At 67.4% G+C, this 23,071-nt stretch carries 24 protein-coding genes and 1 pseudogene; 16 read left to right on the top strand and 9 right to left on the bottom strand.

Annotated elements, in window-relative coordinates; translation table 11 throughout:
- Positions 1-181, bottom strand: a pseudogene (locus tag RM423_RS09270) (hypothetical protein); the annotation flags it as partial.
- Positions 182-362: 181 nt separating this feature from the next.
- Between RM423_RS09270 and RM423_RS09265 the strand changes: the two are divergent.
- The 3 genes from RM423_RS09265 to RM423_RS09255 all read left to right on the top strand — a co-directional run bounded on the left by RM423_RS09265 (position 363) and on the right by RM423_RS09255 (position 3,073).
- Complete coding sequence (locus tag RM423_RS09265) at positions 363-1,421, top strand: alpha/beta hydrolase (protein WP_311422736.1); 1,059 nt, start codon at positions 363-365, stop codon at positions 1,419-1,421.
- Positions 1,422-1,683: 262 nt separating this feature from the next.
- Complete coding sequence (locus tag RM423_RS09260; protein WP_311422734.1) at positions 1,684-2,451, top strand: SDR family NAD(P)-dependent oxidoreductase; 768 nt, start codon at positions 1,684-1,686, stop codon at positions 2,449-2,451.
- Positions 2,452-2,572: 121 nt separating this feature from the next.
- On the top strand, positions 2,573-3,073 hold the full coding sequence (locus tag RM423_RS09255; protein WP_311422733.1) for a hemerythrin domain-containing protein: 501 nt from the start codon (positions 2,573-2,575) through the stop codon (positions 3,071-3,073).
- Between the two features lie 85 nt (positions 3,074-3,158).
- Here the strand turns inward: RM423_RS09255 and RM423_RS09250 are convergent, their stop codons facing one another.
- From RM423_RS09250 to RM423_RS09240, 3 genes are all read right to left on the bottom strand, one after another.
- Positions 3,159-4,802, bottom strand: coding sequence for a right-handed parallel beta-helix repeat-containing protein (locus tag RM423_RS09250; RefSeq protein ID WP_311422732.1), 1,644 nt, complete (start codon positions 4,800-4,802; stop codon positions 3,159-3,161).
- A 133-nt stretch (positions 4,803-4,935) separates the two neighbouring features.
- Positions 4,936-5,940 carry a glucose-6-phosphate dehydrogenase (coenzyme-F420) gene (fgd, locus tag RM423_RS09245; RefSeq protein WP_311422731.1) on the bottom strand — a complete coding sequence of 335 codons (1,005 nt, stop codon included), beginning with the start codon at positions 5,938-5,940 and terminating at the stop codon, positions 4,936-4,938.
- Between the two features lie 114 nt (positions 5,941-6,054).
- Positions 6,055-6,510 (bottom strand): PPOX class F420-dependent oxidoreductase, encoded by a 456-nt coding sequence (locus tag RM423_RS09240; protein WP_311422730.1) that lies wholly within the window; start codon positions 6,508-6,510, stop codon positions 6,055-6,057.
- A gap of 201 nt (positions 6,511-6,711) precedes the next feature.
- Here RM423_RS09240 and ctaD point away from each other — a divergent pair, with 201 nt between their 5' ends.
- Positions 6,712-8,460 (top strand): aa3-type cytochrome oxidase subunit I, encoded by a 1,749-nt coding sequence (gene ctaD / locus RM423_RS09235; RefSeq protein WP_396327663.1) that lies wholly within the window; start codon positions 6,712-6,714, stop codon positions 8,458-8,460.
- A gap of 46 nt (positions 8,461-8,506) precedes the next feature.
- Positions 8,507-9,751, top strand: a complete 1,245-nt coding sequence (gene serB, locus RM423_RS09230) for a phosphoserine phosphatase SerB (protein ID WP_311422728.1) — start codon at positions 8,507-8,509, stop codon at positions 9,749-9,751.
- An 84-nt stretch (positions 9,752-9,835) separates the two neighbouring features.
- Here serB and RM423_RS09225 read toward each other — a convergent pair whose 3' ends face one another.
- Complete coding sequence (locus RM423_RS09225) at positions 9,836-10,432, bottom strand: TetR/AcrR family transcriptional regulator (RefSeq protein ID WP_311422727.1); 597 nt, start codon at positions 10,430-10,432, stop codon at positions 9,836-9,838.
- A gap of 79 nt (positions 10,433-10,511) precedes the next feature.
- Here RM423_RS09225 and RM423_RS09220 point away from each other — a divergent pair, with 79 nt between their 5' ends.
- A complete protein-coding gene (locus RM423_RS09220; RefSeq protein WP_311422726.1) occupies positions 10,512-11,393 on the top strand; it encodes an SDR family oxidoreductase in 882 nt (293 codons plus the stop codon).
- Positions 11,394-11,472: 79 nt separating this feature from the next.
- Here RM423_RS09220 and RM423_RS09215 read toward each other — a convergent pair whose 3' ends face one another.
- Positions 11,473-12,753, bottom strand: a complete 1,281-nt coding sequence (locus RM423_RS09215) for a nicotinate phosphoribosyltransferase (protein ID WP_311422725.1) — start codon at positions 12,751-12,753, stop codon at positions 11,473-11,475.
- Positions 12,754-12,853: 100 nt separating this feature from the next.
- On the opposite strand from RM423_RS09215, the gene clpS reads away from it, so the two are divergent.
- From clpS to murI, 7 genes are all read left to right on the top strand, one after another.
- The gene (clpS, locus tag RM423_RS09210; RefSeq protein WP_311422724.1) at positions 12,854-13,159 is read left to right on the top strand and encodes an ATP-dependent Clp protease adapter ClpS; all 306 of its coding nucleotides are present in this window, start codon (positions 12,854-12,856) and stop codon (positions 13,157-13,159) included.
- Positions 13,156-13,608 (top strand): DUF2017 family protein, encoded by a 453-nt coding sequence (locus RM423_RS09205; protein ID WP_311422723.1) that lies wholly within the window; start codon positions 13,156-13,158, stop codon positions 13,606-13,608. The genes clpS and RM423_RS09205 overlap by 4 nt, the downstream gene beginning before the upstream one ends.
- 51 nt (positions 13,609-13,659) lie before the next feature.
- Entirely contained in the window at positions 13,660-14,076 is a 417-nt protein-coding gene (locus RM423_RS09200) for a M67 family metallopeptidase (RefSeq protein WP_311422722.1), read from the top strand.
- Between the two features lie 212 nt (positions 14,077-14,288).
- Complete coding sequence (locus RM423_RS09195) at positions 14,289-14,624, top strand: MoaD/ThiS family protein (RefSeq protein ID WP_311422721.1); 336 nt, start codon at positions 14,289-14,291, stop codon at positions 14,622-14,624.
- Positions 14,625-14,628: 4 nt separating this feature from the next.
- On the top strand, positions 14,629-15,603 hold the full coding sequence (locus RM423_RS09190; RefSeq protein WP_311422720.1) for a PLP-dependent cysteine synthase family protein: 975 nt from the start codon (positions 14,629-14,631) through the stop codon (positions 15,601-15,603).
- Between the two features lie 22 nt (positions 15,604-15,625).
- Positions 15,626-16,342, top strand: coding sequence for a rhomboid family intramembrane serine protease (locus tag RM423_RS09185; protein ID WP_311422719.1), 717 nt, complete (start codon positions 15,626-15,628; stop codon positions 16,340-16,342).
- Between the two features lie 26 nt (positions 16,343-16,368).
- Positions 16,369-17,148, top strand: coding sequence for a glutamate racemase (gene murI, locus RM423_RS09180; protein WP_396327662.1), 780 nt, complete (start codon positions 16,369-16,371; stop codon positions 17,146-17,148).
- Between the two features lie 36 nt (positions 17,149-17,184).
- Here the strand turns inward: murI and RM423_RS09175 are convergent, their stop codons facing one another.
- Positions 17,185-17,589, bottom strand: coding sequence for a YjbQ family protein (locus RM423_RS09175; protein ID WP_311422717.1), 405 nt, complete (start codon positions 17,587-17,589; stop codon positions 17,185-17,187).
- Positions 17,590-17,682: 93 nt separating this feature from the next.
- Between RM423_RS09175 and rph the strand changes: the two genes are divergently transcribed.
- A complete protein-coding gene (gene rph / locus RM423_RS09170; RefSeq protein ID WP_311422716.1) occupies positions 17,683-18,408 on the top strand; it encodes a ribonuclease PH in 726 nt (241 codons plus the stop codon).
- Complete coding sequence (rdgB, locus tag RM423_RS09165) at positions 18,405-19,022, top strand: RdgB/HAM1 family non-canonical purine NTP pyrophosphatase (RefSeq protein ID WP_311422715.1); 618 nt, start codon at positions 18,405-18,407, stop codon at positions 19,020-19,022. The genes rph and rdgB overlap by 4 nt, the downstream gene beginning before the upstream one ends.
- A gap of 90 nt (positions 19,023-19,112) precedes the next feature.
- Here rdgB and RM423_RS09160 read toward each other — a convergent pair whose 3' ends face one another.
- Positions 19,113-20,696, bottom strand: a complete 1,584-nt coding sequence (locus tag RM423_RS09160) for an amino acid permease (protein WP_311422714.1) — start codon at positions 20,694-20,696, stop codon at positions 19,113-19,115.
- A gap of 272 nt (positions 20,697-20,968) precedes the next feature.
- Between RM423_RS09160 and RM423_RS09155 the strand changes: the two genes are divergently transcribed.
- Positions 20,969-22,513: a Rieske 2Fe-2S domain-containing protein gene (locus RM423_RS09155; RefSeq protein ID WP_396327656.1), complete on the top strand. Its 1,545-nt coding sequence runs from the start codon at positions 20,969-20,971 to the stop codon at positions 22,511-22,513.
- A gap of 9 nt (positions 22,514-22,522) precedes the next feature.
- Here the strand turns inward: RM423_RS09155 and RM423_RS09150 are convergent, their stop codons facing one another.
- Positions 22,523-23,050, bottom strand: coding sequence for a PaaI family thioesterase (locus RM423_RS09150; protein WP_311422712.1), 528 nt, complete (start codon positions 23,048-23,050; stop codon positions 22,523-22,525).
- Positions 23,051-23,071: the final 21 nt, after the last annotated feature.

The following is a 23,071-nucleotide window of genomic DNA, read 5'->3' as shown; positions in this document are numbered from 1 at the left end:
CCAGGATCGTCTTCACCGCCAGCTCATTCACATCAAAAATCGCCACCCGCAGACCCCGATCAGCAAACGCGATCGCCAACGGCAAACCAACATGCCCACCCCCACCAACCACAACCACGTCGAAGTCAAAGCGACTGTCTGATGAGAAGCCGATCTCTGATGAGGCGGTAACCATGTACACGATCCGATCCAGACGGGGGGAGAGCCTCCAGCACTCTATTCCGTGCACGCCCGTTGCCACCCTTGCCGCCGCGAACTCCACGGCCAGTTCTCAGCTTGGGCTGTCCTGTGCGCACCCTGGCACGCGACTTCCTCAGATACTTGTACAGATGGCAGCGAGTGGGTACACATGGTGGGTGAGCATGCTGGCTGGTCTGACCGTCGTGTCCACGAGGTTCCTGCTGGTGCTGGCCTTCATCACCACCGCAGCCTGGATATCCACACTGCGCCGGCGACGGCGCCGGGCTTCACATTGGCGTCGGATCACTTCGGCCGTCGCGGCGGCTCTTCTGACGCTCGTGCTCGTAGCCGACGGATTCAACTCCTACTACTCCTATCTGCCCAATGTCAGTGATGTGGTTGACGAGGTCGTCCACCGTCCGCCCCCTCAGCTGGAGATGGGCCGCGCGACGACCAAAGCTCCGGTTCCGACCCAGGTTCGGGGCCAGTTGGCAACGCTGGTCATTCCGGACGACGGCAGCGGCTTCGGAAAGACTCGCGCCTGGGTCTGGTTACCTCCGCAGTACTTCAGTCAGCCGATGGCGCGGTTTCCGGTCGTATATCTCTTTCACGGTTCGCCGGGGATGCAAAAGGACTGGTTCCACGGGGGAGCGGCCGACGTGACCGGTCGGTTCCTCGCCCGCCAGGACCTTCCGGTCATCGAGGTAGCACCACAGATGAGCCGTAACTGGCTGGATGATCCCGAATGCGTCGACGGTATTCATGAGCGCGTGGAAACCCACCTGGTCAGGGACGTGATACCAGCGGTGGACCGATCCTTTCGCACCATCAAGGCAAGGAGCGGTCGGATCTTCGGCGGCATGTCGGCTGGCGGCTACTGTGCGCTCAACTTGGGTCTACGCCACCGGGAGCTCACGGCGACCATCCTTGACCTCTCCGGTTTTACAGCACCCACGCACGCTGGCGGCCTGAAAACCCTGTTCGGCAGGAATGAATCAGCTCTGGCAGCGTCGAACACCCCCGCGTCGTACGCTTCCTCGCTCGAAGCCGGCCCCCAGACGCGAATCTGGCTCGACTGCGGCACCGTTGATCGCACGGTTCTGCACCAGATGCAGAGCATCGCCTCCCTACTTCGCGCAGCTGGCCTGACAGTGCAACTCCATACCCGACCTGGCGACCACACCTACAGCGTGTGGCGGCCGGCACTACGCGAGTCGCTCCACTGGGCCCTGCGACCGTGACGGGCTGACACCACCATGGTCCCCGAGTCACTTACCGCCCAACCCGCACTTCGAGGTTCGGGATGTCATCGTGTCCGGTCCGCCGTGGGCGACGAAGGTGGCCACCTTGGTCAGCGTGAGCGCCACCCTGCCGGGCGGTACCGCGTACAGCGCGCGCTGGACCCGGCATGGCCGGTTCGGGTTCGTCCATGCAAGCGTGGACCCTCCAGCGTCTCCGAACGACGGAGGTCACGCTGCTCGACAGCAATTCCAAGGAGTGGCCATGACAGTGCTCGACTCGTTCGCCCTGCCCGGCAAGGTCGCCGTGGTGACCGGCGGAAACCGCGGGCTGGGCGAGGCCTTCGCGCACGCGCTCGGCGAGGCCGGCGCCAGCATCGCCATCCTCGCCCGTGACGAGGCCAAGAGCGAAGAGGTCCTGACAGCGCTGCGCGACAAGGGAATCACCGCCTCGGCGTACCGCGGTGACATGTCCAGTCACGCCGAGGTCGAGGGCGCCGCGGCTCAGATCCTCGCCGACCATGGCCGGGTGGACGTACTGATCAACAACGCCGGCACCTGCATCCACGCACCGGCGCTGGAGGTGACGCCGGCGGACTGGGACCAGGTCATCGGCACGAACCTCACCGGCGTCTTCAACGGGTGCCAGGTGTTCGGCCGGTCGATGATCGAGGCCGGCGGCGGTGCCATCGTCAATGTCGGGTCGATGTCGGGCGACATCGTGAACCGGCCGCAGTGGCAGCCGGCGTACAACGCCTCGAAGGCCGGCGTGCATCACCTGACCAGGTCCCTCGCCGCCGAGTGGGCGCCGAAGGGAGTCCGGGTGAACGCGGTCGCACCGGGCTACGTCAAGACGGAGATGACCCCGTTGGAGGACCCGCAGTTCAAGCGGTACTGGCTGGACGATGCCCCGATGGGCCGCGCGGCGACTCCGGACGAGATCGCGCCCTCGGTGGTCTTCCTGGCCAGTCCGGCCGCGTCGTTCATGACGGGGTCCGTGCTCACCATCGACGGCGGGTACACTGCCTTCTAGCGCCGCGGTCGCGGAAGGTTCCCGTGGTCGGCGGCGAACCGTCACCCCGGACCGCTAACCTCGTGCCAAAGCTTCATCGTCGCCAAGCAGCGTGCGGCTCTCAGTTCGACGAGGAGGACTCGTGTCCACAGACGCCCTGGTGCTGTTGAAGGAAGACCACAAAGAGATCAAGAGCGTGTTCAAGCAGTTCGAGCAGGCCGGCGAGGACGCCACCGAGAAGAAGGGCGAGCTCGTCACCAGGATGATCGAGCTGCTCACGATGCACACCTACGTCGAGAACGAGCTGATCTACCCGGAGGTCCGCCGGTTGCTGCCCGACCTCGAGGACGACGTGCTGGAGTCCTACGAGGAGCACCACGTCGCCGACGTCCTCTGCCTCGAGCTCGGTGCGATGACGCCGGATGCCGAGCGCTTCGACGCCAAGACGACCGTCCTGATCGAGAACGTCACTCACCACATCGAGGAAGAGGAGGACGAGTGGTTCCCCAAGGTCCGCGAGGGGCTCGGACGCAAGCAGCTGTCCGAGCTCGGTGAGCGGCTGATCGAGATGAAGAAGACCGCTCCGCACAGCCCGACCGAGCCCAAGGGCCTCAAGAAGACCATCGACGCCATCACGAAGTAGCCATCACGAAGTAGCCTGCCCAACAGCGTCAGACCCCTGGAGGCCCCAGCAGTGGGTCGGCATAGCCGACCCACTGCTGGTCAGCTCAGGCGCCGGGCTTGTACTCGTATGCCCCGATGTCCGCGCGCACGCCGGTCGGCCGGTGCACGTTGCGGATGTCGACCGTCGGCGCACCGACGGACCGGGCGGTGTCTACCGCCGGCGACGATGCCGCGATGCGGTAGTCGAAGGCCGGCCCGTTGAGAAAGCCCGGGCTGCCGGTGACGTTGTCGACCGCGTAGACCTGGGCACTGTTGTTCAGCGCGCTGATGGTCGTGATGGGGTGCGCCGAGAAGCTGAAGAACATTCCCCGGCCGTCGTTGGTCACCAGGTTGTTGTAATAGGTCGCGAAGGCCCCGTACTCGAAAATCTGGTAGTCGTTGTTGCTGTTGAAGACGTTGTTGACGACGGACATCTTGCCCGAAGTCTTGCGGGAGACGTAGAGCCCGCCGCCGGCGGCCTGACCGCCCTGTGTCGCGGTGTTGGACACCACCGTGTTGTTCACCAGCGTCCACGACCCGGTTCCGCTCACCGCGACCCCGCCGCCGACCGGCGCGGTGTTTTGGCGCAACACATTGTTGACCATCTGGGAGTCGGAGTTCGCCTCGAAGATGCCGCCGCCCGCCGCCCCGGCCTCGGTGCCGACGACCGAGTTCTTGGCGATGTTGTTGCCGGTCACGACCGACACCGAACTTTCGGCGAGGACGATGCCGCCGCCGAACTTCGACGCGCGGTTTCCGGTGATGGTGTTGTGCCCGATGCCGGGACGCGACTTGCCGAACACGGCGATGCCACCGCCGCTGCCGGAACCGGGTTGCGAGGCCGAGGTGATGGCGGAGTTGCCGGTGATCACGTTCGTCGTCACGGTCGGTGTGCTGCCGGTCGTCTCGAGGTGGATTCCGCCGCCGTACGGCGCGGCGTTGCCCGAGATGGTGTTGCGGGCGATCACCGCGTTGACGCCGGTGCGCAGCATGATCCCGCCGCCGGCCTGGCTCGCCCGGTTGTTGGTGATGTTGTTACGGCTGACGTTAGGCGTCGACCGGTACGAGGTGTGTGAGACGTCGTCCTCGAGATAGATCCCGCCGCCGCCGTAGGCATGGTTGCCGGTGATGGTGTTGCCGTAGATCTGCGGGCTGGAGCCGATCACCGCGAAGACCCCGCCGCCGAACGTGCTGGCGGTGTTGTTCTTGATGGTGTTGTAGATGATGGTCGGGCTGGAGTGGTTGTAGACCAGAATCCCGCCGCCGTCCTCGGACCTGTTCGACTCGATGTCGTTGCCCTGGATCCTCGGGCTGGCGTTGTTGGCGACCGTGATGGCGCCGCCCTGCCCGCTCGGAGCCGAGCCCGACACGATCCGGAAGCCCTGCAGGGACGCCCCGCCGGAGGACGGCACGTTCTGGAACATGACGGGGCTGCGACCGGAGTTGCCCGCGATGACCGTCTGCGCCGGGTTGGACGAGGACGCCTTGACCTTCACGTACTTGCCCGAGATGGTGATGTTCTCGCGGTAGGTGCCGGGAGCGACCAGCACGGTGTCGCCGCTGCGCGCGGCCGCGATGGCCGCGGTGATCGTCCGGTAGCGCGACGGCACCGACAGGGTTGCCCCGGCCGCGTGCGCGGCCGGGGAGGTGACTGACACGAGCGCGCAGACCACGGCAGCCGTGGACGCGCCCGCGAGAACTCTCTTCATGGTGTTCCTGACCGGTCAGCGATTCGAGGGCCACCACTTGGTGACTCTGCGTGACGGTATCGTCACTAAAATAGCATAACTGGTTTGGTCACCCCGCGGGGGTCGATCGGTACGGAGACCTCTGTAACGGTGCTCAGCCGAGTTCGCGCAGCAGTGGCACGACCTGTTCGCTGAACGACGTCAGGAACCGGGACTGGTCATGGCCCGGGCCGTGGAACACCAGGTGGTTGAACCCGAAGTCCACGTACGGCTTGATCGCCTCCAGTGCTTCCTGCGGATCGTTGGTGACGATCCAGCGGCTGGCGACCTGCTCGATCGGCAGCGCAGCCCCGGCCGCCTGCATCTCGACCGGGTCGTGCAGGCCGTGCTTCTGCTCCGCGGTCAGCGACAGCGGCGCCCAGAACCGCGTGTTCTCCCGCGCCTGGTCCAGATCGGGATCGAAGGACAGCTTGATCTCGATCATGCGGTCCAGCTGCGAGCGGTCCCGTCCGGACTGGGCCAGGCCCTCGTCCACGGCGGGCATCAGCTTGTCCTCGTACAGCTCACGGCCCTTGCCCGAGGTGCAGATGAAGCCGTCACCCACTCGGCCGGCGTACCTGGCGACCAGCGGACCGCCCGCAGCGACGTAGATCGGCACACCCTCGTCCGGACGGTCGTACACCGTCGCGTCCGAGGTCTGGTAATACTCGCCGTCGAAGGTGACGCGCTCCTGGCTCCACAGCGTGCGGATCAGTTCGACTGACTCCCGCAGCCGCGCGAACCGCTCCTTGAAGTCCGGCCACTCGAGCCGGGCCACCGCCACCTCGTTCAGCGCCTCGCCGGTGCCGATGCCGAGCATGATCCGGTTCGGGTACAGGCACGCCAGGGTGCCGAAGGCCTGGGCGACCACCGCCGGGTTGTAGCGGAACGTCGGCGTCATCACACTGGTGCCGAGCTGGACCCGCGAGGTGCGCTCGCCCACGGCCGCCAGCCAGGACAGCGAGAACGGGGCGTGGCCGCCGTCGTGCTGCCACGGCTGAAAATGATCGGAGATGGTCACACTATCCAGACCGACCTCTTCGGCCTGCACCGCGTAGTCGAGCAGCTGCCGGGGGCCGAACTGCTCCGCGGATGCCTTGTAGCCGATTGTCAAGCTCATGCTCTGATGCCCTTCCTGCTTCGGGTGCAGAAACCGCGCTCGCTGTCGGCGCTCGGCCTCCAGCCTCTCATTTCAGCCGCCCCCAGTATCGGGGCGGCTCAGCTGCGGGGCGGTTCAGCCGCGCGGCGGCATCCCGTACACCCGTTCGATCGGCAGCCGTAGCACCACTCGCCGGTCGCTCACCATCACGCGCCGGTACTCATCCCACTCCGGATGCTCGCCCTGGACGTCGCGGTACAGCCGCACCAGCTCGTCCACGGTGGCGTCGGCGGGGTCGGTAGCGACCGGACTCAGATCCGCCTGGGCCTCGGCGACCGCGTACGCCCAGAAATCATCCGTCGTCACGTGCAGGCTGGCGCGGGGGTCGCGCAGCAAGTTCTTGTACTTCGCGCGGTCAGCCGTGATCGAGACCCGGATCAGGCCGGCCGCCGGATCACCCGGCTCGGGGTAGAAGGCGTACGTGACGTTGGACAGCTGCGGGCGCCCGTCGGATTTCAGCGTCGTGAGCACCCCGGCGTGCCGGGTTGCGATGAGGTCGACGAGCTCGCGGGGACCATGGATCGATGCCATGACGCCAACTTAGCCCGCCGGGTCGGTGCTGCCGCGCCGAGAACCGGTAGCTATCCTCGTCCGCAGAGGGCTTCGGCGACCGCGTCCATGTCGCCGGGACCTCTTCAGCTTGTTTTGGGACCGGAGGCTCGCTTGACCACGACTGCAGACGCCGCAGAAACAACCGCGGCGGGCAACCCTCTCGACCTCGAGCCGTCGCCGATCATCACCCGACCCTTCCCGGCGTCACCGATCGCCAAGGGCTCGCTGTTCCTGCAGCTGCTGCGGACGACCGACCACAAGCTGATCGGCCGGATGTACATGGTGACCTCGTTCACCTTCTTCATGATCGGCGGTCTGCTCGCGCTGGTCATGCGCGCCGAGCTGGCCCGTCCGGGCATGCAGTTCCTCACGCCGGAGCAGTACAACCAGCTCTTCACCATGCACGGCACGATCATGCTGCTGTTCTTCGCGACGCCCAGCGTCTTCGCCTTCGCCAACCTGGTGCTGCCGCTGCAGATCGGCGCTCCGGACGTCGCCTTTCCCCGGCTGAACGCCTTCTCGTACTGGCTCTATCTGTTCGGCGCCACGGTCGCGTGCCTCGGCTTCGCGACGCCCGGCGGTGCCGCTGACGTCGGCTGGACGTTCTACACGCCCCTCAGCGACGCGGTCAACTCGCCGTCGACGGGCATGGACCTCTGGATTCTCGGCCTGGCGCTTTCGGGCCTGGGCACCATCCTCGGTGGCGTCAACATGGTCACCACGGTGATCACGCTGCGCGCGCCTGGCATGACGATGTTCCGGATGCCGATCTTCACCTGGAACATCCTGGTGACCTCGCTGCTCGTGCTGCTGGCGTTTCCGATTCTCACCGCCGCGCTGCTGGTGCTGTGGGCCGACCGCCACCTCGGCGCGCAGGTCTTTACCGCTGCCAACGGCGGACCGATCCTCTGGCAACACCTGTTCTGGTTCTTCGGTCACCCAGAGGTCTACATCCTCGCGCTGCCGTTCTTCGGCGTGGTCTCCGAGATCTTCCCGGTGTTCGCCCGCAAGCCGCTGTTCGGTTACAAGGGCCTGGTGCTTGCCACCCTCTCGATCGGCGCGCTGTCGCTTACGGTCTGGGCGCATCACATGTTCGCCACCGGCGCGGTGCTACTGCCGTTCTTCTCGTTCATGTCCTTCCTGATCGCGGTGCCCACCGGCCTGAAGTTCTTCAACTGGATCGGCACGCTGTGGCGAGGCTCGATCACCTACGAGTCGCCGATGCTGTTCTCCATCGGCTTCCTGGTGACCTTCCTGTTCGGTGGCTTGACCGGCGTGCTGCTTGCCAGCCCGCCGCTGGACTTCCACGTGTCCGACACCTACTTCGTGGTAGCGCACTTCCACTACGTGCTCTTCGGGACGATCGTGTTCGCCGCCTACGCCGGCATCTACTTCTGGTTTCCGAAGTTCACCGGCCGCTACATGGACGAGCGCCTGGGCAAGCTGCACTTCTGGCTGACCTTCTTCGGGTTCCACATGACGTTCCTGGTGCAGCACTGGCTCGGTGACGAGGGCATGCCTCGCCGCTACGCCGACTACCTGCCCACCGACGGCTTCACGACGCTGAACACCATCTCGACGATCGGCTCGTTCATCCTCGGCGCCTCGATGCTGCCGTTCCTCTACAACGTCTACAAGTCCTACCGTTACGGCGAGGTCGCGCTGGCCGATGACCCGTGGGGCCACGGCAACTCCCTCGAATGGGCAACGTCCTGCCCGCCACCGCGGCACAACTTCACCTCGATGCCCCGCATTCGCTCCGAGCGCCCGGCCTTCGAGGCCCACTACCCGCACCTCATCCCGCAACTGGAACGTGAGGCGCACGCCGACAAGAAGCACCGGATCGCGGCCGGTGTCGGTAGCAACGTCATCGGCACGGATAGCGCGCGTCAGGGCGAGCGCGACCCTCAGCCGGGCGGTCAGGCATAGAACTGGCATCGTCGGCCGCCGTCCGCGGTTGCTGACGGCCGCAGCCATGCAACCTCTCAACGTGCTGATCACGGTCACCGGCCGCGACCGCCCGGGAGTGACCGCCGCCCTGTTCGGGGCGCTCGCCGCGCATGACGCCGACGTGATCGACGTCGAGCAGGTGGTCATCCGGGAGCGGCTGATCCTCGGCGTCGTGCTGTCGCTGCGAGGCGATCCCGCCCCGCTCCGCCGCTCGCTGCGGACCGCCTGCGGCGCGCTCGGCATGGAGCACGAACTGGTCGTCACCGAGGCATCCGCCGTCGACACCGTGCCGGCCCGGCACCGGTCCAAGCTGCATGTCATCCTGCTCGGTCACCCACTTCGTCCGGGAGCCGTGGCTGATGTCGCCCAACGGATCGCAGCCGTCGGCGGCAACATCGACTCGGTCACCCAGCTGTCGGTCTTTCCGGTGTCCAGCCTCGACCTGATCGTGGGGGACGCCGACGAGGAGGCGCTTCGCGAGGCGCTGGCCCGAGCCGCTGCCGAGACCGGGCTGGACATCGCCGTCGAGGCGGCAGGCCTTGCCCGGCGCGCGAAGCGGCTGGTCGTGCTTGATGTGGACTCGACGCTGGTGCAAGGCGAGGGCATCGACGAGCTGGCGCGCTGCGCCGGAGTGCTGGACGAGGTAACGGCGATCACCGCGGGGGCGATGGGCGGGTCACTGGACTTCGCGGAGTCCCTCACCGCCCGGGTCGAACTGCTAGCCGGACTGCCGGTGGCCGACGTCGAGCGAGTGCGCGACGCCCTGGTGTTGACCCCCGGCGCCCGGACCCTGGTGCGGACGCTGAAGCGACTCGGCTACACCGTCGGCGTGGTGTCCGGGGGCTTCACTGCTCTCACCGACCGGTTCGTCGATGAGCTCGGACTGGATTTCGCCGCGGCCAACGTCCTTGAGGTTCGGGACGGCCGGCTCACCGGACGAGTTATCGGCGACGTGGTGGACCGCGCGGGCAAGGCCTCGGCGCTGCGTCGGTACGCCGAGCAGTTCGGCGTACCGCTGGCTCAGACGGTGGCCATCGGCGACGGCGCCAACGACATCGACATGTTGCGCGCGGCCGGCCTGGGCATCGCCTTCAACGCCAAGGCCGCCCTGCGCGCGAACGCCGAGGTGTCGGTCAACCAGCCCTTCCTGGATGCGGTGCTGTACATCCTCGGAATCCCGCGCTCCGACATCGAGGTCGCGGACAGCCAGCTCGACGACAACGACGTCGCGAACAGCGAGGTTGCCGACGGCGCGGTCGTTGTACGTTGAACGTCACGCGGCGCTGCGTGTTTGCCCGGCTCAGGCCGAGCAGTCGACTCGCCGAAGCGGTCGGGTGATCACCATGACAGTGCCTCAGGCGAAAGGGGCGGGCTGCGCGTCCGAGAGGGTGATCAGGGACGCTTCGTAGGCCTGAAGCTCGCGGTTGACAACATCAGCCAGAGGTCCGTCGTCGCTCGACCTGACCCAGGAGTCGAAGCCTTCGTAGTAGGCGCGGATGCCCACATCCGCCAGGACGCCGGCCTGCCGAGGATCGTCTAGGCGAGTGGTGAGCGCTTCGCGAAGCGCGGCGGTGATAGTCGATCGCTTGAAGAGGGCGCGCTCTTGTAGTTCTGGGCTTGAGGACAGGAGTGCGTCGAGCTGCCGCCCGATCTCTCGTTGTTCCGTGCCGTGCGGGGTGCAGAGCGAAAGAACCCCCGCGCGAAGCAGGTCGAAGGGTGTGCTGTCCGGGCAAACGCCTGCGACTCCGTCCGTGGCGAGGGTGATGAGCAGCTCCTGTCCCTGAAACAGGATCTCGCGCTTATCGGCGAAGTGCCGAAACAGGGTGGTCTTGGTCAGGCCTGCGTGTTCAGCGATCTGAGCTGCCGTCGTGGCCTCGTATCCGCGTGCGCTGAACAGTTCGAGGGCGGCGCGAAGAAGTCGGCCGCGTGCGTCCGGTTCCCATCGCCCCATCCGGTCAGCTTACGTGATGTAACTCAGTCACATCAGGTAGAGTGATGATACTGAGTCACATCATCAATGGAGAGAGATCGTGCGCGTTTTCATCACCGGTGCGTCGGGCTGGATTGGGACTGCTCTGACGAGAGAACTGGTCAACGCGGGTCATGAGGTGCTCGGCCTCGCCCGCTCCGAAGCTTCCACGAAGAAGATCGTTGCCGCCGGCGGTACTGCGGTGCGAGGAGACATGCAGGACCACGACCTCATCGTGTCGGAGGCGGGAAAGGTCGATGCCGTGGCCCACCTGGCCTTCACGCTGGACTTCTCCGAATTCGAGGGAACCGTCGACAACGAGGTCGAGCTGATCAACAAAATCGGCGACGCCTACCAAGGCACGGGAAAGGCGTTCATCGCGGCGTCCGGCACCCCGATTCTTTTCGGACGGCTCGCCACGGAGGACGACGATCTGGATCCTGCCGGTCCGGCTGGGGCGCGGGCCAGGACCGCGACCGCGGTGCTCGCCCTGTCTCACCGGGGTATCCGCTCGGGTCTGGTGCGGATGCCCCGTACCGTCCACGGCGACGGCGATCATAACGGCCTCATCGCCATGCTCGTCGGCCTCGACCGCCAGCTGGGGACGGCCGCCTATGTGGAAGACGGTTCCAACCGTTGGCCGGCCGTCCACCGCAGTGACGCCGCTCGCCTGTTCTTGCTAGCACTGGAGCAGGCACCTGCCGGTTCCGTCCTGCACGCGGTCGGCGAAGAGGGCGTCCCCATGCGCGACGTCGCCGAGGTCATCGCGGCCAAAACCGGTCTGCCCGCCGCGGCCGTCGACCCGGGGCAGCTGGGCGTCTTCGGCGCGATCCTCGGCGGTGACCAGCCCGCCTCCTCCGAGATCACGCGCCGCCTCGTTGGCTGGCGACCGACCGGGCCGACACTGCTCGAGGATCTTGAGGCCGGCTACTACACCGCCTGATCGGGGCCGCTCGGTCGCACTCCGCCCGTCTATCTGATCCGTCTGTCAGCTGACGCTGACGCTGACGGTGGCCTGTCTGTCAGCTGACGCTGACGTCGAGCCCGGGGTCGCCCTTGGACAGCTTCAGCGCCTCCCACGGCAGCACCGCCATCGCGGCCTGGTGGTGGGCGCGGGACTCCTCCAGGCTCGCGTCGAACAGGCGCTGCCCCTCGCGCATCAGATCCACGCTCAGCAGCCGGTCCGAGTCCGAGGGCTGGTGACCGGCGCTGGCCTGGACCGCGAGCTCACCGGTCGCCGTACCCGAGGCGCGGTGCGTCCGGTAGGCCAGCTTCCGCCCGCCCACGCTGCCCTTGTTCTCGCTCCGCTTCGTGACTGGCCTGCCGTCCACCTCGACCAGCTTGTAGACCAGGCCCGCCGTCGGAACCCCGGACCCCACGACCACCGCGGTGCCGGCGCCGTAGCTGTCGACCGGGGCGGCGGCCAGCGCGGCGATGGCGAACTCGTCCAGGTCACCGCTGACCACGATCTTCGTTCCGATAGCGCCCAGGGCGTCCAGCTGGGCGCGGGACTGGTGCGCGACCGCGGCCAGGTCGCCGGAGTCGATCCGGATGGCGCCCAGCTTCGGACCCGCGACCCGCACCGCGGTCTCGATGCCCTGGCCGATGTCGTAGGTGTCGATCAGCAGCGTGGTGCCGACGCCCATCGCGGCGACCTGGGACTCGAACGCCGCCTGTTCGGTGTCGTGCAGCAGCGTGAAGGCGTGCGCCGAGGTTCCGGTCGTCGGAATGCCCCAGCGCATCCCGGCCTCCAGGTTCGAGGTCGCGGTGAACCCGGTCAGGTACGCGGCGCGGGCGCTGGCCACCGCGGCCTCCTCGTGCGTCCGGCGAGAACCCATCTCGATGATGGGGCGGTCGCCTGCCGCGCTGACCATCCGGGCCGCCGCCGCCGCAACGGCGGAGTCGTGGTTGAGGATCGACAGCACCACCGTCTCCAGCAGCACCGCCTCGGCGAAGGTGCCGGTGACCGTGAGGAGGGGGGAGTACGGAAAGTACGGCTCGCCCTCGACGTAGCCGATGATGTCGCCGGTGAACCGGTAGTCGGCCAGGAACTCGGCGGTCGGGGCGTTGATGATGTCCGCGGCGAGCAGCCCGTCCAGCTGCGTGCCGGTGAACCGGAAGTCGGCAACCGCGTCCAGCACCCGGGCCACTCCGGCGACCACGCCGTATCGGCGACCGTTGGGCAGCCGGCGCCCGAAGACCTCGAAGCTGCAGCGGCGGCCGGCCGTTCCGTCGGCCAGGGCAGCGGTGAGCATGGTGAGTTCGTACTGGTCGGTGAACAGCGCGGAGGATTCGTCGGCCATCCTGTGATCGTTGCAGAAGCCGCCGGTCCTCGACACGTCGCGGCCACCGGTCATCGGGTGGCGTGCCACTGGTCCTCGGGTGGCGTGCCACCATGGACCTATGTCCACGCCGACTATCACTCCGCAGCGGGAGGCGACCGCCGAGCAGCAGAGCGACGAGCTCGCCGACGCGGACCGGCCCTGGGTCACCGTGGTGTGGAACGACCCGGTGAACCTGATGTCCTATGTCACGCACGTGCTGATGAAGGTGTTCGGCTATCCCAAAGACAAGGCGACTGCGCTGATGCTCGACGTTCACCAGAAGGGCAAGGCGGTTGTGTCCTCCGGCCCGCGCGAGCGGATGGAAGGCGACACCGCCACCCTGCACGGCTACGGCCTCTGGGCCACCATCCAGCACGACTCGTGAAGGCCCGTCGCAGGGGCGCGCTGATCCGGGTCGACCTGACCGGGACCGAGGTCGACCTGCTGGCGGCCATGCTCGATGACTTCGGCCTGCTGCTGGAAGAACCCGACCCGGCCGATCCCGTCATCCAACGCCTCTATCCCGACGGCTACACCGACGACGACGAGGCCTCCGAGGAGTATCGCGGACTCGTCGAGTCCGACCTGCGCACCGAGCGCAGCGGCCGGTTGCAGGCCTGCCGGGCCGAGCTGCCCGAGGGCGGCGGCCGGCTGGAACTCGACGCCGAGGCAGCCGACCGCTGGCTGCGGGTGCTCAACGACCTGAGGCTGGCGCTCGGAACCCGGCTCGAGATCACCGACGACAACGAGCTGGACGAGACCGACCCGTCCGTCAACATCTATTCCTGGCTGACCGCGGTGCAGGACACCCTGATCCTGAACGTGATGGAGTAGCGGCCCAGGCGGGGTGCGGCGTCCGATCATCGCCCGATATCGTGATCCATTGTGCTGAGACTGTCGACGGTGACCTACGACGCGATCGTCGGCCATGCCCGCCGGGACCACCCGGACGAGGCGTGTGGCGTGGTTGCGGGGCCGCTGGGCTCCGACCGCCCGGTGCGGATGGTCGAGATGCTGAACGCCGAGCGCTCACCGACGTTCTACCGCTTCGACTCCACCGAGCAGCTCAAGGTCTGGCGCGAGATGGACGACGCCGACGAGGAGCCGGTGATCATTTACCACTCGCACACCGCCACCGAGGCGTACCCGTCCCGGACGGACATCTCCTTCGCCTCCGAGCCCAACGCGCACTACGTCCTGGTGTCCACCGCCGACCAGGACTCCGTCCAGTTCCGCTCGTACCGGATTCTCGGCGGTGTCGTCACCGAAGAACCGGTCGAGGTGGTGGCCAGCCTTGACTAGCCACTTCACGATCGCGATCAGGCGAGTGCTGCTCGGCCACACTGTCGCCGTCGTCTGTTATGACTGTCACTGATTCAGCCTGCCACGGCCGCGCCGGACATATTCGGCGGCGGTTCCTCGTTTCGACTCGTAGTTCCCCCGCTGTCACCCCGGCGTAGCCGCCTCGCTCCTTGCGATGCCGCGCCGGCAATCCCTGATCAGAAGGAGTACCGATGGCCGTCGAGGTCAAGATCCCGACCATCCTGCGCACCTACACCGGCGGCGAGAAGTCCGTTTCCGGCGAGGGCGCCAACCTGTCCGCCCTGTTCGATGACCTGGAGAGCCGGCACGCCGGCCTCAAGGGCCGCCTGATCACCGACGAGGGCGCCCTGCACCGCTTCGTCAACGTCTATGTCAACGACGAGGACGTCCGGTTCACCGGCTCGCTCGACACCGCGCTGTCCGATGGGGACGCTGTCACGATCCTCCCCGCCGTCGCCGGCGGTAGCCGGGAGTCCGGTATCGCCGGCGGCAGCCGGGAGTCCGGTATCGCCGGCGGCAGCCGGTAATCCGGTGACACGCTACGAATCACTGGCCGAGGCGGTCGGTGGCACGCCGCTCGTCGGACTGCCGCGGCTGTCACCACGCTGGGAGTCGACGGACGAGAGTGCGCCGCCGGTCCGGTTGTGGGCCAAGCTCGAGGACCGCAACCCCACCGGCTCGATCAAGGACCGGGCCGCGCTGGCGATGGTCGCGGCGGCCGAGGCTGACGGCCGGCTCACGCCTGGCTGCACCATCCTGGAGCCGACGTCGGGCAACACCGGCATCTCACTGGCTATGATCGCGAAGCTCAAGGGCTACGGCATCGTGTGCGTGATGCCCGAGAACACCTCCGAGGAGCGCCGCCAGCTGCTGGAGATGTACGGCGCGCGGATCGTCTCGTCGCCGGCTGCCGGCGGTTCCAACCAGGCGGTCGCGATGGCCAAGCAGCTCGCCGAAGAGAACCCGGAATGGGTGATGCTCTACCAGTACGGCAACCCGGCGAACGCCCAGGCGCACTACGACGGTACCGGTCCCGAGGTGCTCGCCGACATGCCGACGATCACCCACTTCGTCGCGGGGCTGGGTACCACCGGAACCCTGATGGGCGCGGGTCGCTTCTTGCGTGAGAAGGTCCCGGGCATCCAGGTGATCGCCGCCGAGCCGCGTTACGGCGAGCTGGTGTACGGCCTGCGCAATATCGACGAGGGCTTCGTGCCGGAGCTGTACGACGACTCGGTACTGACCTCACGGTTCTCGGTGACCAGCTACGACGCCCTGCGCCGGACGCGTGACCTGGTCGAGCACGAGGGCATCTTCGCCGGCATCTCCAGCGGTGCCATCCTGCATGCGGCCCTGGGTACCGCAGACCGGGCGCTCAAGGCCGGCCAGCGCGCGGACATCGTGTTTCTCATCTGTGACGGCGGCTGGAAGTACCTGTCCACGGGGGCGTACTCGGGCTCGCTGCAGCAGGCGGCCGAAAAGCTCGAAGGCCAGCTCTGGGCCTGAGCCGGAGCGGTACGGTTGGCCGGTGACCAACGCGCTACCCGGTGAACCGCCCGCGGGAATGTCCAAGCGCGCGGCCCGCAAGCGGCAGCGCAACGCCGAGCTGGCCGGCACCAGTCTGCGGCGGGCGCTGCGGACGGCGAGCCCGAGCGGGGCGGCCGTCATCGTCGGGGGCGCGCTGATGGTGCTGTGGGCCGTCGTCGGGGTGGACGCCCTGCTGGATCACCGGCTGCTGCGCTTCGGGATCAAGCCACGCGAGATCGCCGGCCTGGTCGGTATCGTCGCGAGCCCGTTCGTGCACGCCGACGTCGGTCAGCTGGCGGCTGAGACCGTCCCCTTCGCCGTGCTGTGCTGGCTGATGCTGATCTCCGGCGGTCGGTACTTCGCCATCGTCACGCTCGCGGTCGGCCTGGTCAGCGGCCTGACCGCCTGGCTCGCGGCGCCGGCGCATACGGTGATCCTGGGGTGCAGCGGGCTGATCTTCGGCTGGATGGGCTACGTCGTCGCCCGCGCCTGGTTCGGCCGCAAGATCCGGTGGATCGCCATCGCCGTGGCCGTCGTCTGCATCTTCTCCGGCACCTTCTCGGGACTGCTGCCGAAGCTGCACGCCAACGTGTTCTGGGGCGACCACCTCGCCGGCTTCCTGGCCGGTCTGATCGTCGGGGCGGTGCTGCACGCGAGCGCCCGCAAGCCGGGTCGCAGGGCCGGTCTGCGGCCGAACACCAGTATTCTGGATCGGTGAGCATCTTCGTCGACAGTCCCATCGGAATGTTCGACTCCGGGGTCGGCGGCCTCACCGTGGCTCGCGCTGTGCTCGATCAGCTGCCCCACGAGGCCCTGCACTACATCGGCGACACGGCGAACTCCCCGTACGGCCCGCGGTCCATTGCCGACGTCCGGGCGAAGTCGCTGTCGGTGATGGACTCCCTCGTCGAGTCCGGCGTGAAGATGCTGGTCATCGCCTGCAATTCCGCCTCGTCCGCCTGCCTGGCCGATGCCCGCGAGCGCTACGACATTCCCGTGGTCGAGGTCATCCGCCCCGCGGTGCGCCGAGCGGTGGCCGCCACCCGCAACGGGCGGGTCGGGGTCATCGGTACCACCGCGACCATCACCTCCGGGGCCTACCAGGACGCCTTCACGGCGGCTCCGTCGTTGCAGGTCGTGACCGCGGCCTGCCCGCTGTTCGTCGACTACGTCGAGCGAGGGGTCACCAACGGCCCCGAGCTACTGCGCCTGGCGGAGTCCTACCTGAGCCCGCTGATCGCTGCCGACATCGACACCCTGGTGCTCGGGTGCACCCACTACCCGCTGCTCACCGGGCTGCTGTCGGTCATTCTCGGGGACGAGGTGACGCTGGTGTCCAGTTCCGAAGAGACCGCCAAGGACGTCTACCGGGTGCTGAGCGCGGCCGAGCTGCTGCGTCCGGACTCCTCCGAGCGGCCCCAGCACCGGTTCGAGGCCACCGGCTCCGCCGAGCCGTTCGGGGAACTGGCCCAGCGCTTCGTCGGCGTGCAAACCACGCTCAGCACCGCGGGTGCCGGCCGCTGAGCGGTTCTGGCGCAGGACCGGTCGGGACCGGTCGAATCAGCCGGTGAGAAAGCTCAGCCGCACCTTGCGCACCGCGTTGTCCACGTTGGTGTCCACCAGGCAGATCGACTGCCACACCCCGAGCTGGATCGCCCCGCCGAGCACCGGAACGGTCGCATGCGGCGCGACGATCGCCGGCAGCACATGGTCGCGGCCGTGGCCGGGGGAGCCGTGCCGGTGCCGCCACCGGTCATCGGCCGGCAGCAGAGCCTGCAGAGCGTTCAGCAAGTCGTCGTCACTGCCCGCGCCGGTCTCCAGAATGGCGATGCCCGCGGTGGCGTGCGGCACGAACACATTCAGCAGCCCGTCACCCTCATCCGCCACGAAGCTGGCGCAGGCCTCGGTGATGTCACGGACCTGGGGGCGGTCGCCGGTACGGAACTCGATCACGTCACTTCGCATGGCTCGATTCTGCCTTGATCGACTGGGACACCGCTTTCAGCCGTAACCGAGGACCGGTTCGTTGTGTCGGAGCCGCTGGATAGTCTGACCAGCATGAGTTCACGCCCCGACGGCCGCGCCGCCGACCAACTTCGTCCGATCACCATCACCCGAAACTGGCAGGCCTACGCCGAGGGCTCGGCGCTGATCGAGTTCGGTGACACCAAGGTGCTGTGTGCCGCATCGGTCACCGAGGGCGTGCCGCGCTGGCGCCGGGGCAGCGGGCTGGGCTGGGTGACCGCCGAGTACTCGATGCTGCCGCGGGCGACCCTCACCCGCAACGACCGCGAGTCGGTGCGCGGCAAGATCGGCGGCCGCACCCACGAGATCTCCCGGCTGATCGGGCGCTCGCTGCGCGCGGCGGTGGACCTGTCCGCGTTGGGCGAGAACTCCGTCGCCATCGACTGCGACGTGCTCCAGGCCGACGGCGGCACCCGGACCGCCGCCATCACCGGCGCCTATGTCGCGCTCGCCGACGCCGTCAGCTGGCTCGACAAGCGGGGATCGCTGGCGAAGAAGACCCCGCTGATCAACAGCGTGTCGGCCGTGTCGGTAGGCGTGATCGACGGCGAGCCGCGGCTGGACCTGATGTATGAAGAGGATGTCCGCGCCGAGACCGACATGAACGTGGTCGTCACCGGCAACGGCGAGTTCGTCGAGGTGCAGGGCACCGCCGAGGGCGTGCCGTTCCGGCGCGACGAGCTCGACGCCTTGCTCGACCTGGCCGTCGCGGGTTGCGTGGAGCTTGCCGGGCACCAGCACAAGGCGCTCGGCGGATGAGCCGGCAGATCCTGCTCGCCACCCGCAACGCCCACAAGCTGGTCGAGCTGCGGCGGATCCTGGCGCCTCGGCTGTCGGTCGAGGTGCTGGGCCTGAGCGATGTCGAGGAGTACGAAGAGGTCCCCGAAACCGGTGCCACCTTCGCCGAGAACGCGCTTCTCAAGGCCACCGAGGCCGCCACGCACACTGGGCTCATCGCGGTGGCCGATGACTCGGGGCTCGCGGTCGACGCGCTCAACGGCATGCCGGGCGTGCTGTCGGCGCGCTGGGCCGGTAGCGCCAAGGACGACACCGCGAACCTCAACCTGGTGCTGCAACAGCTCAGCGACACTCCGGACGAGCGGTTGGGCGCGGCCTTCCTGTGCGCCGCCGCACTGGTGACTCCCACGGGTGAGCGGGTGGTTGCCGAGGGCCGGATGCCCGGCCGGATCATCCGGCACCCACGCGGTGAGCACGGCTTCGGCTACGACCCGATCTTCGTTCCGGACGGCTACGAGCTGACCAGCTCCGAACTCGAACCGCAGGTGAAGGACGAGATCAGCCACCGCGGCCGCGCGCTGCGGAACCTGCTGCCGGCGATTCTGAGGGTTCTGCGGAGCGACGGCGCTCAGTGACCGAAGCCGGCACCGCCCGCGAGGGACGGCTGGCCCCCCGTCACAGCGTGCCAGCCGTCCGCCGCAGCTCCGGTGCTCGTCGCACGAAAGTCAGGTCGACGGTGGAGTCCCCACTGTGATCTTCGGCCCGGTGAACCATTTCTTGACCGAAACGTGCCAGGCAATCCACAGCAACAGCAGTGCGCCGAGCACCACGATGGGTGTGTAGTTGACGAACTTCCAGGCAAAACCGCTGTTACCCGGCACCCCGCCGGGTGATGTCGGCAGCAGCGCGATGATCGAGGTGACCGCGATCTCGGCCACCGCCAGCAGGCACATCCACCGGTACCTCGACCCGAGCGTCCAGCCGCCTGGGGTGAAGTTCGAGCCGGCTCGCCAGCGCAGGAAGATCGGGATTCCGAATGCCACGTACAGGCCGATGACGCCGATCGACACGACGGCGTAGAACGCGACCGGCACCGGTGCCCCGTTGATGTCCACCTTCACCAGCGCGGGCAGCGTCAGCAGCACTGCGACGACCGCCGAGGCGATGACGCCGTACACCGGCACTCGCTTGGCGTTGAGCGCCGACCAGTACCGGCCGCCCGGCACTGCCCCATCCCGGCTGAACGCGTACAGCATCCGGGTCGTGGACGTCATGCACGCCACGGTGCAGAAGAACTGCCCGGCTGCCGAGATGAGCAGCACCGTGCCACCCCAGCGGCTGGTGAGAGCCTGCGAGAAGATGACACCGACCCCACCGCCGCCCTTGGTGACGCCGCCCTCGTCCTGCACCGCGAAGAGGAACGACAGCAACAGGATCCAGCCACCGATCGCGGAGTAGAAGATGGACTGCCAGATTCCCTTGGCCGCCGAGTTCGCCGCTGACCGCGTCTCCTCCGAGAGGTGGGCGGAGGCGTCGTAGCCGGTGATCGTGTACTGGGTGAGGATGACCGAGATAGGCAGGACGTACAGCAGAAAACCGGCGCCGTGCGTGCTGCCGTTGAACAATCCACTGTTGTTCACGGTGTGGGTGAAGACCGCGGACACGCTGGCATGGTGGGTGGGCACCAGGAACAGGATCAGCACCACCGCGGCCGCCCCGGCGACGTGCCACCAGACCGAGATGTTGTTCAGGACGGCGAGCAGGTGGCTGGAGAAGATGTTGACCAGCCCGGCGAGCAGCAGCACCACCAGGAACAGCACGAACACCCGGTTGAGGCTGTAGTGGGACGCCCAGGACCCGCTGAACGCGCTGATCGTCGAGTCGGTGAAGGTGGCGCAGCCGTATGCCACCGACGCGTCGATGGCGAGCAGCCCGATCAGGTTGAGCCAGCCGGTGTAGTAGCCGGCCTTCGGACCGCCCAGCTTGGCTGCCCACCAGTAGATGCCACCCGACGTCGGGAAGGCGGACACCAGCTCGGACATGCACAGCCCGATCACCAGGATGAACATCGAGATGATCGGCCAGCCCCAGGCGATCGCCGCCGGGCCGCCGTTGTTCCAGCCGAGGCCGAAGCTGGTGAAGCACCCCGCCAGGATCGAGATGATCGAGAACGAGATGGCGAAGTTGGAGAATCCGGACCAGGACCGGTGCAACTCCTGCTTGTACCCGAGTTCTGCCAGCCGTCGCTCGTCCTCGTCCACCGCGACGTCGCCGGCCGCACGCGCCCCTCCTGCGAGCTCCGTGCCCACTGAGTCCGACCTTCTTGCCATCCGGCGTGCCCTTCTCTCGACGTCAGGATCGATTCCGGTGGATCAACGCCGACCGCAATGCCGGTGTCGGGATGCTAAGCCCTTGCACCGGCAACGGTCCAGCGTCACTGGATCGAAGGTGCCAGGAGGTACGTCCTAGGTGTCAGGAGGTGAACTCGCCGGGAGCCGGCCACGCCCGGTCCGGCCGGCTCAGCGACTACCGTGAGCAGCGGACGAATTGTCGTAGCGTTGCAGAAAGCGAGCACAGATTCATGCGAGTGACCGGCCTGGGCCATGCAAGTGCCTTGATCGAGACCGAGTTCGGCAGTGTGCTGACCGATCCGTGGGTCAATCCAGCCTATTTCGGGTCCTGGTTTCCCTTTCCGGACAACTCTCAACTCGACTGGGACACCATCGGTCAGGCGGACTTCCTCTTCGTCTCGCACCTGCACCGCGACCACTTCGATCCCGAGCACCTCAAGCGCCACATCAGCAAGAAGGCGACGGTGTTATTGCCCAATTACCCGACGTCGGAGCTGGAGGACCGCCTCCGCGAGATCGGCTTCACCTCGTTCGTCAAGACCACCAACAACGAGGTCGTGGACGTGGACGGCCTGCAGGTGATGATCACCTCGCTGACCTCACCCACGGACGGCCCCATCGGGGATTCGGCCCTGTGGCTCAGCGACGGCAAGACCGTCCTCTTCAACCAGAACGACGCCCGGCCGTCGGACCTCACGGCGTACCAGCGCCTCGGGCACGTGGACGTGCACATGCTGCAGTTCTCCGGCGCCATCTGGTTTCCGATGGTCTATGACCTGCCCAAACGCGCGAAGCAGGCGCTCGGTGCGACGAAGCGTGAGCGCCAGTTCGACCGCAGCCTGCGCTACATCGACGACCTCGGGGCCGGCTACGTGTTCCCGACCGCCGGGCCGCCGTGCTTCCTCGACGACGAGCTATGGGGCTTCAACGACATCTTCGGCGACGAGTCCAACATCTTTCCGGATCAGAAGGTGTACCTGGACTGGCTGGCCGAGCACGGCCGCGACAACGGGCGGCTGCTGCTGCCCGGGACGGTCGCCGAGGTGACGCGGCCCGGCTGCCCGGTGACGCACCCGATCGATGACGCCGAGGTCGAGAAGCTGTTCGCCGACAAGACCCCGTACCTGGTGGACATGCGGAACCGGCGCCAGCCCGAGGTCGAGAAGGCCAAGGCCACCTGGGCCCATCCCGAGATGGACGTGCTGGCCGAGATCACCGAGTGGTTCACGCCGCTGCTGCGCCAGGCCGACCAGATGGCGGCGGGCATCAACGGCGGCATCCGGTTCACCGCGACCGACGACGAGCGCGGCGACGTCGACTTCCTGCTCAACTTCGTGACCCGTGAGGTTCGCCCTTACGATGGCGAGAAGATCCGGTACCGGTTCCAGACCAAGCGCGCCTACCTCGAGCAGCTGATCTTCGAGCACGAGATCGACTGGGTGAACTCGCTGTTCCTGTCCTGCCGCTTCACCGCGACCCGGATCGGGCCGTACAACGAGTACGTCTACACGTTTTTCAAGTGCCTGTCGGAGGAGCGGCTCAACTACGCCGAGGGCTGGTTCGCCGAGGCGGCCAACGACGACGAGACCATCACCATGGACGGCTGGGCGTTCCAGCGCCGCTGCCCGCACCTGAAGGCCGACCTGACGCGGTTCGGCCAGGTCGAGGGCGATGTGCTGACCTGCCAGATGCATGGGTGGAAGTGGCGGCTGACCGACGGCAAGTGCGTCAGCTCGGTCGGCCGGCCGCTGCGGACGGAGGGCAAGGTCTCCTGACCCGGCCGGCTACCGCTCCTCTGCCATGATCAGACAACTGCCGCTGGCGGTGGCGAGTACCTTTCCGTCGGCGCTGCGCACCTCGCCCTCGGCGTAGGCGACGCGGCGGCCGGGCTTGCTCACCCAGCCCCTGGCCTGCAGCGTGCCGCCGTCGGCATGGACGGGGCGCAGATAGTTCACCTTCAGCTCGATCGAGGTGTAGGTCACCCGGGCCGGCAGGGTGGTGTGCACGGAGCAGCCGATGACGGTGTCGAGCAGCGTGCACACCAGGCCGCCGTGCACCATGCCGATCGGGTTGTACGCGGACTCGTCCGGCGTGCAGCTGAACACCACCTCGCCCTCGCGGATGGAGCTGACCGCGAAGTCGAAGTGGGACGAGATCGGCGGGGGTGCCACCACACCGTCGCGGATGGCCTCGAGCGCCTGCAGCCCGGTCAGCTCGTACAACGCCTTGGCGGTGGCGTGCGGGTCGTGCCAGCGGATCGTCTTCGAGCGCGCGGGGCCCCAGCTGTCAGGAGCCGAATCGGAGTCAGTCACACCTCGGACCGTACAGCCACG

This window comes from Jatrophihabitans lederbergiae, assembly GCF_031845305.1.
Classification (GTDB): domain Bacteria; phylum Actinomycetota; class Actinomycetes; order Mycobacteriales; family Jatrophihabitantaceae; genus Jatrophihabitans_A; species Jatrophihabitans_A lederbergiae.
Note: the sequence above shows the minus strand (reverse complement) of the source record. Positions and strands in the feature narration are given on the sequence as shown.

Bases quoted from the DNA above. Each gene is read 5' to 3' on its own strand.
- RM423_RS09260 (WP_311422734.1), top strand. From the start codon at position 1,684: ATGACAGTGCTCGACTCGTTCGCCCTGCCCGGCAAGGTCGCCGTGGTG.
- RM423_RS09155 (WP_396327656.1), top strand. From the start codon at position 20,969: ATGCGAGTGACCGGCCTGGGCCATGCAAGTGCCTTGATCGAGACCGAG.
- rdgB (WP_311422715.1), top strand. From the start codon at position 18,405: ATGAGCCGGCAGATCCTGCTCGCCACCCGCAACGCCCACAAGCTGGTC.
- RM423_RS09250 (WP_311422732.1), bottom strand. From the start codon at position 4,802: ATGAAGAGAGTTCTCGCGGGCGCGTCCACGGCTGCCGTGGTCTGCGCG.
- rph (WP_311422716.1), top strand. From the start codon at position 17,683: ATGAGTTCACGCCCCGACGGCCGCGCCGCCGACCAACTTCGTCCGATC.
- serB (WP_311422728.1), top strand. From the start codon at position 8,507: ATGCAACCTCTCAACGTGCTGATCACGGTCACCGGCCGCGACCGCCCG.
- RM423_RS09225 (WP_311422727.1), bottom strand. From the start codon at position 10,432: ATGGGGCGATGGGAACCGGACGCACGCGGCCGACTTCTTCGCGCCGCC.
- fgd (WP_311422731.1), bottom strand. From the start codon at position 5,940: ATGAGCTTGACAATCGGCTACAAGGCATCCGCGGAGCAGTTCGGCCCC.
- RM423_RS09240 (WP_311422730.1), bottom strand. From the start codon at position 6,510: ATGGCATCGATCCATGGTCCCCGCGAGCTCGTCGACCTCATCGCAACC.
- clpS (WP_311422724.1), top strand. From the start codon at position 12,854: ATGTCCACGCCGACTATCACTCCGCAGCGGGAGGCGACCGCCGAGCAG.
- murI (WP_396327662.1), top strand. From the start codon at position 16,369: ATGTTCGACTCCGGGGTCGGCGGCCTCACCGTGGCTCGCGCTGTGCTC.
- RM423_RS09215 (WP_311422725.1), bottom strand. From the start codon at position 12,753: ATGGCCGACGAATCCTCCGCGCTGTTCACCGACCAGTACGAACTCACC.
- RM423_RS09265 (WP_311422736.1), top strand. From the start codon at position 363: ATGCTGGCTGGTCTGACCGTCGTGTCCACGAGGTTCCTGCTGGTGCTG.
- RM423_RS09175 (WP_311422717.1), bottom strand. From the start codon at position 17,589: ATGCGAAGTGACGTGATCGAGTTCCGTACCGGCGACCGCCCCCAGGTC.
- RM423_RS09195 (WP_311422721.1), top strand. From the start codon at position 14,289: ATGGCCGTCGAGGTCAAGATCCCGACCATCCTGCGCACCTACACCGGC.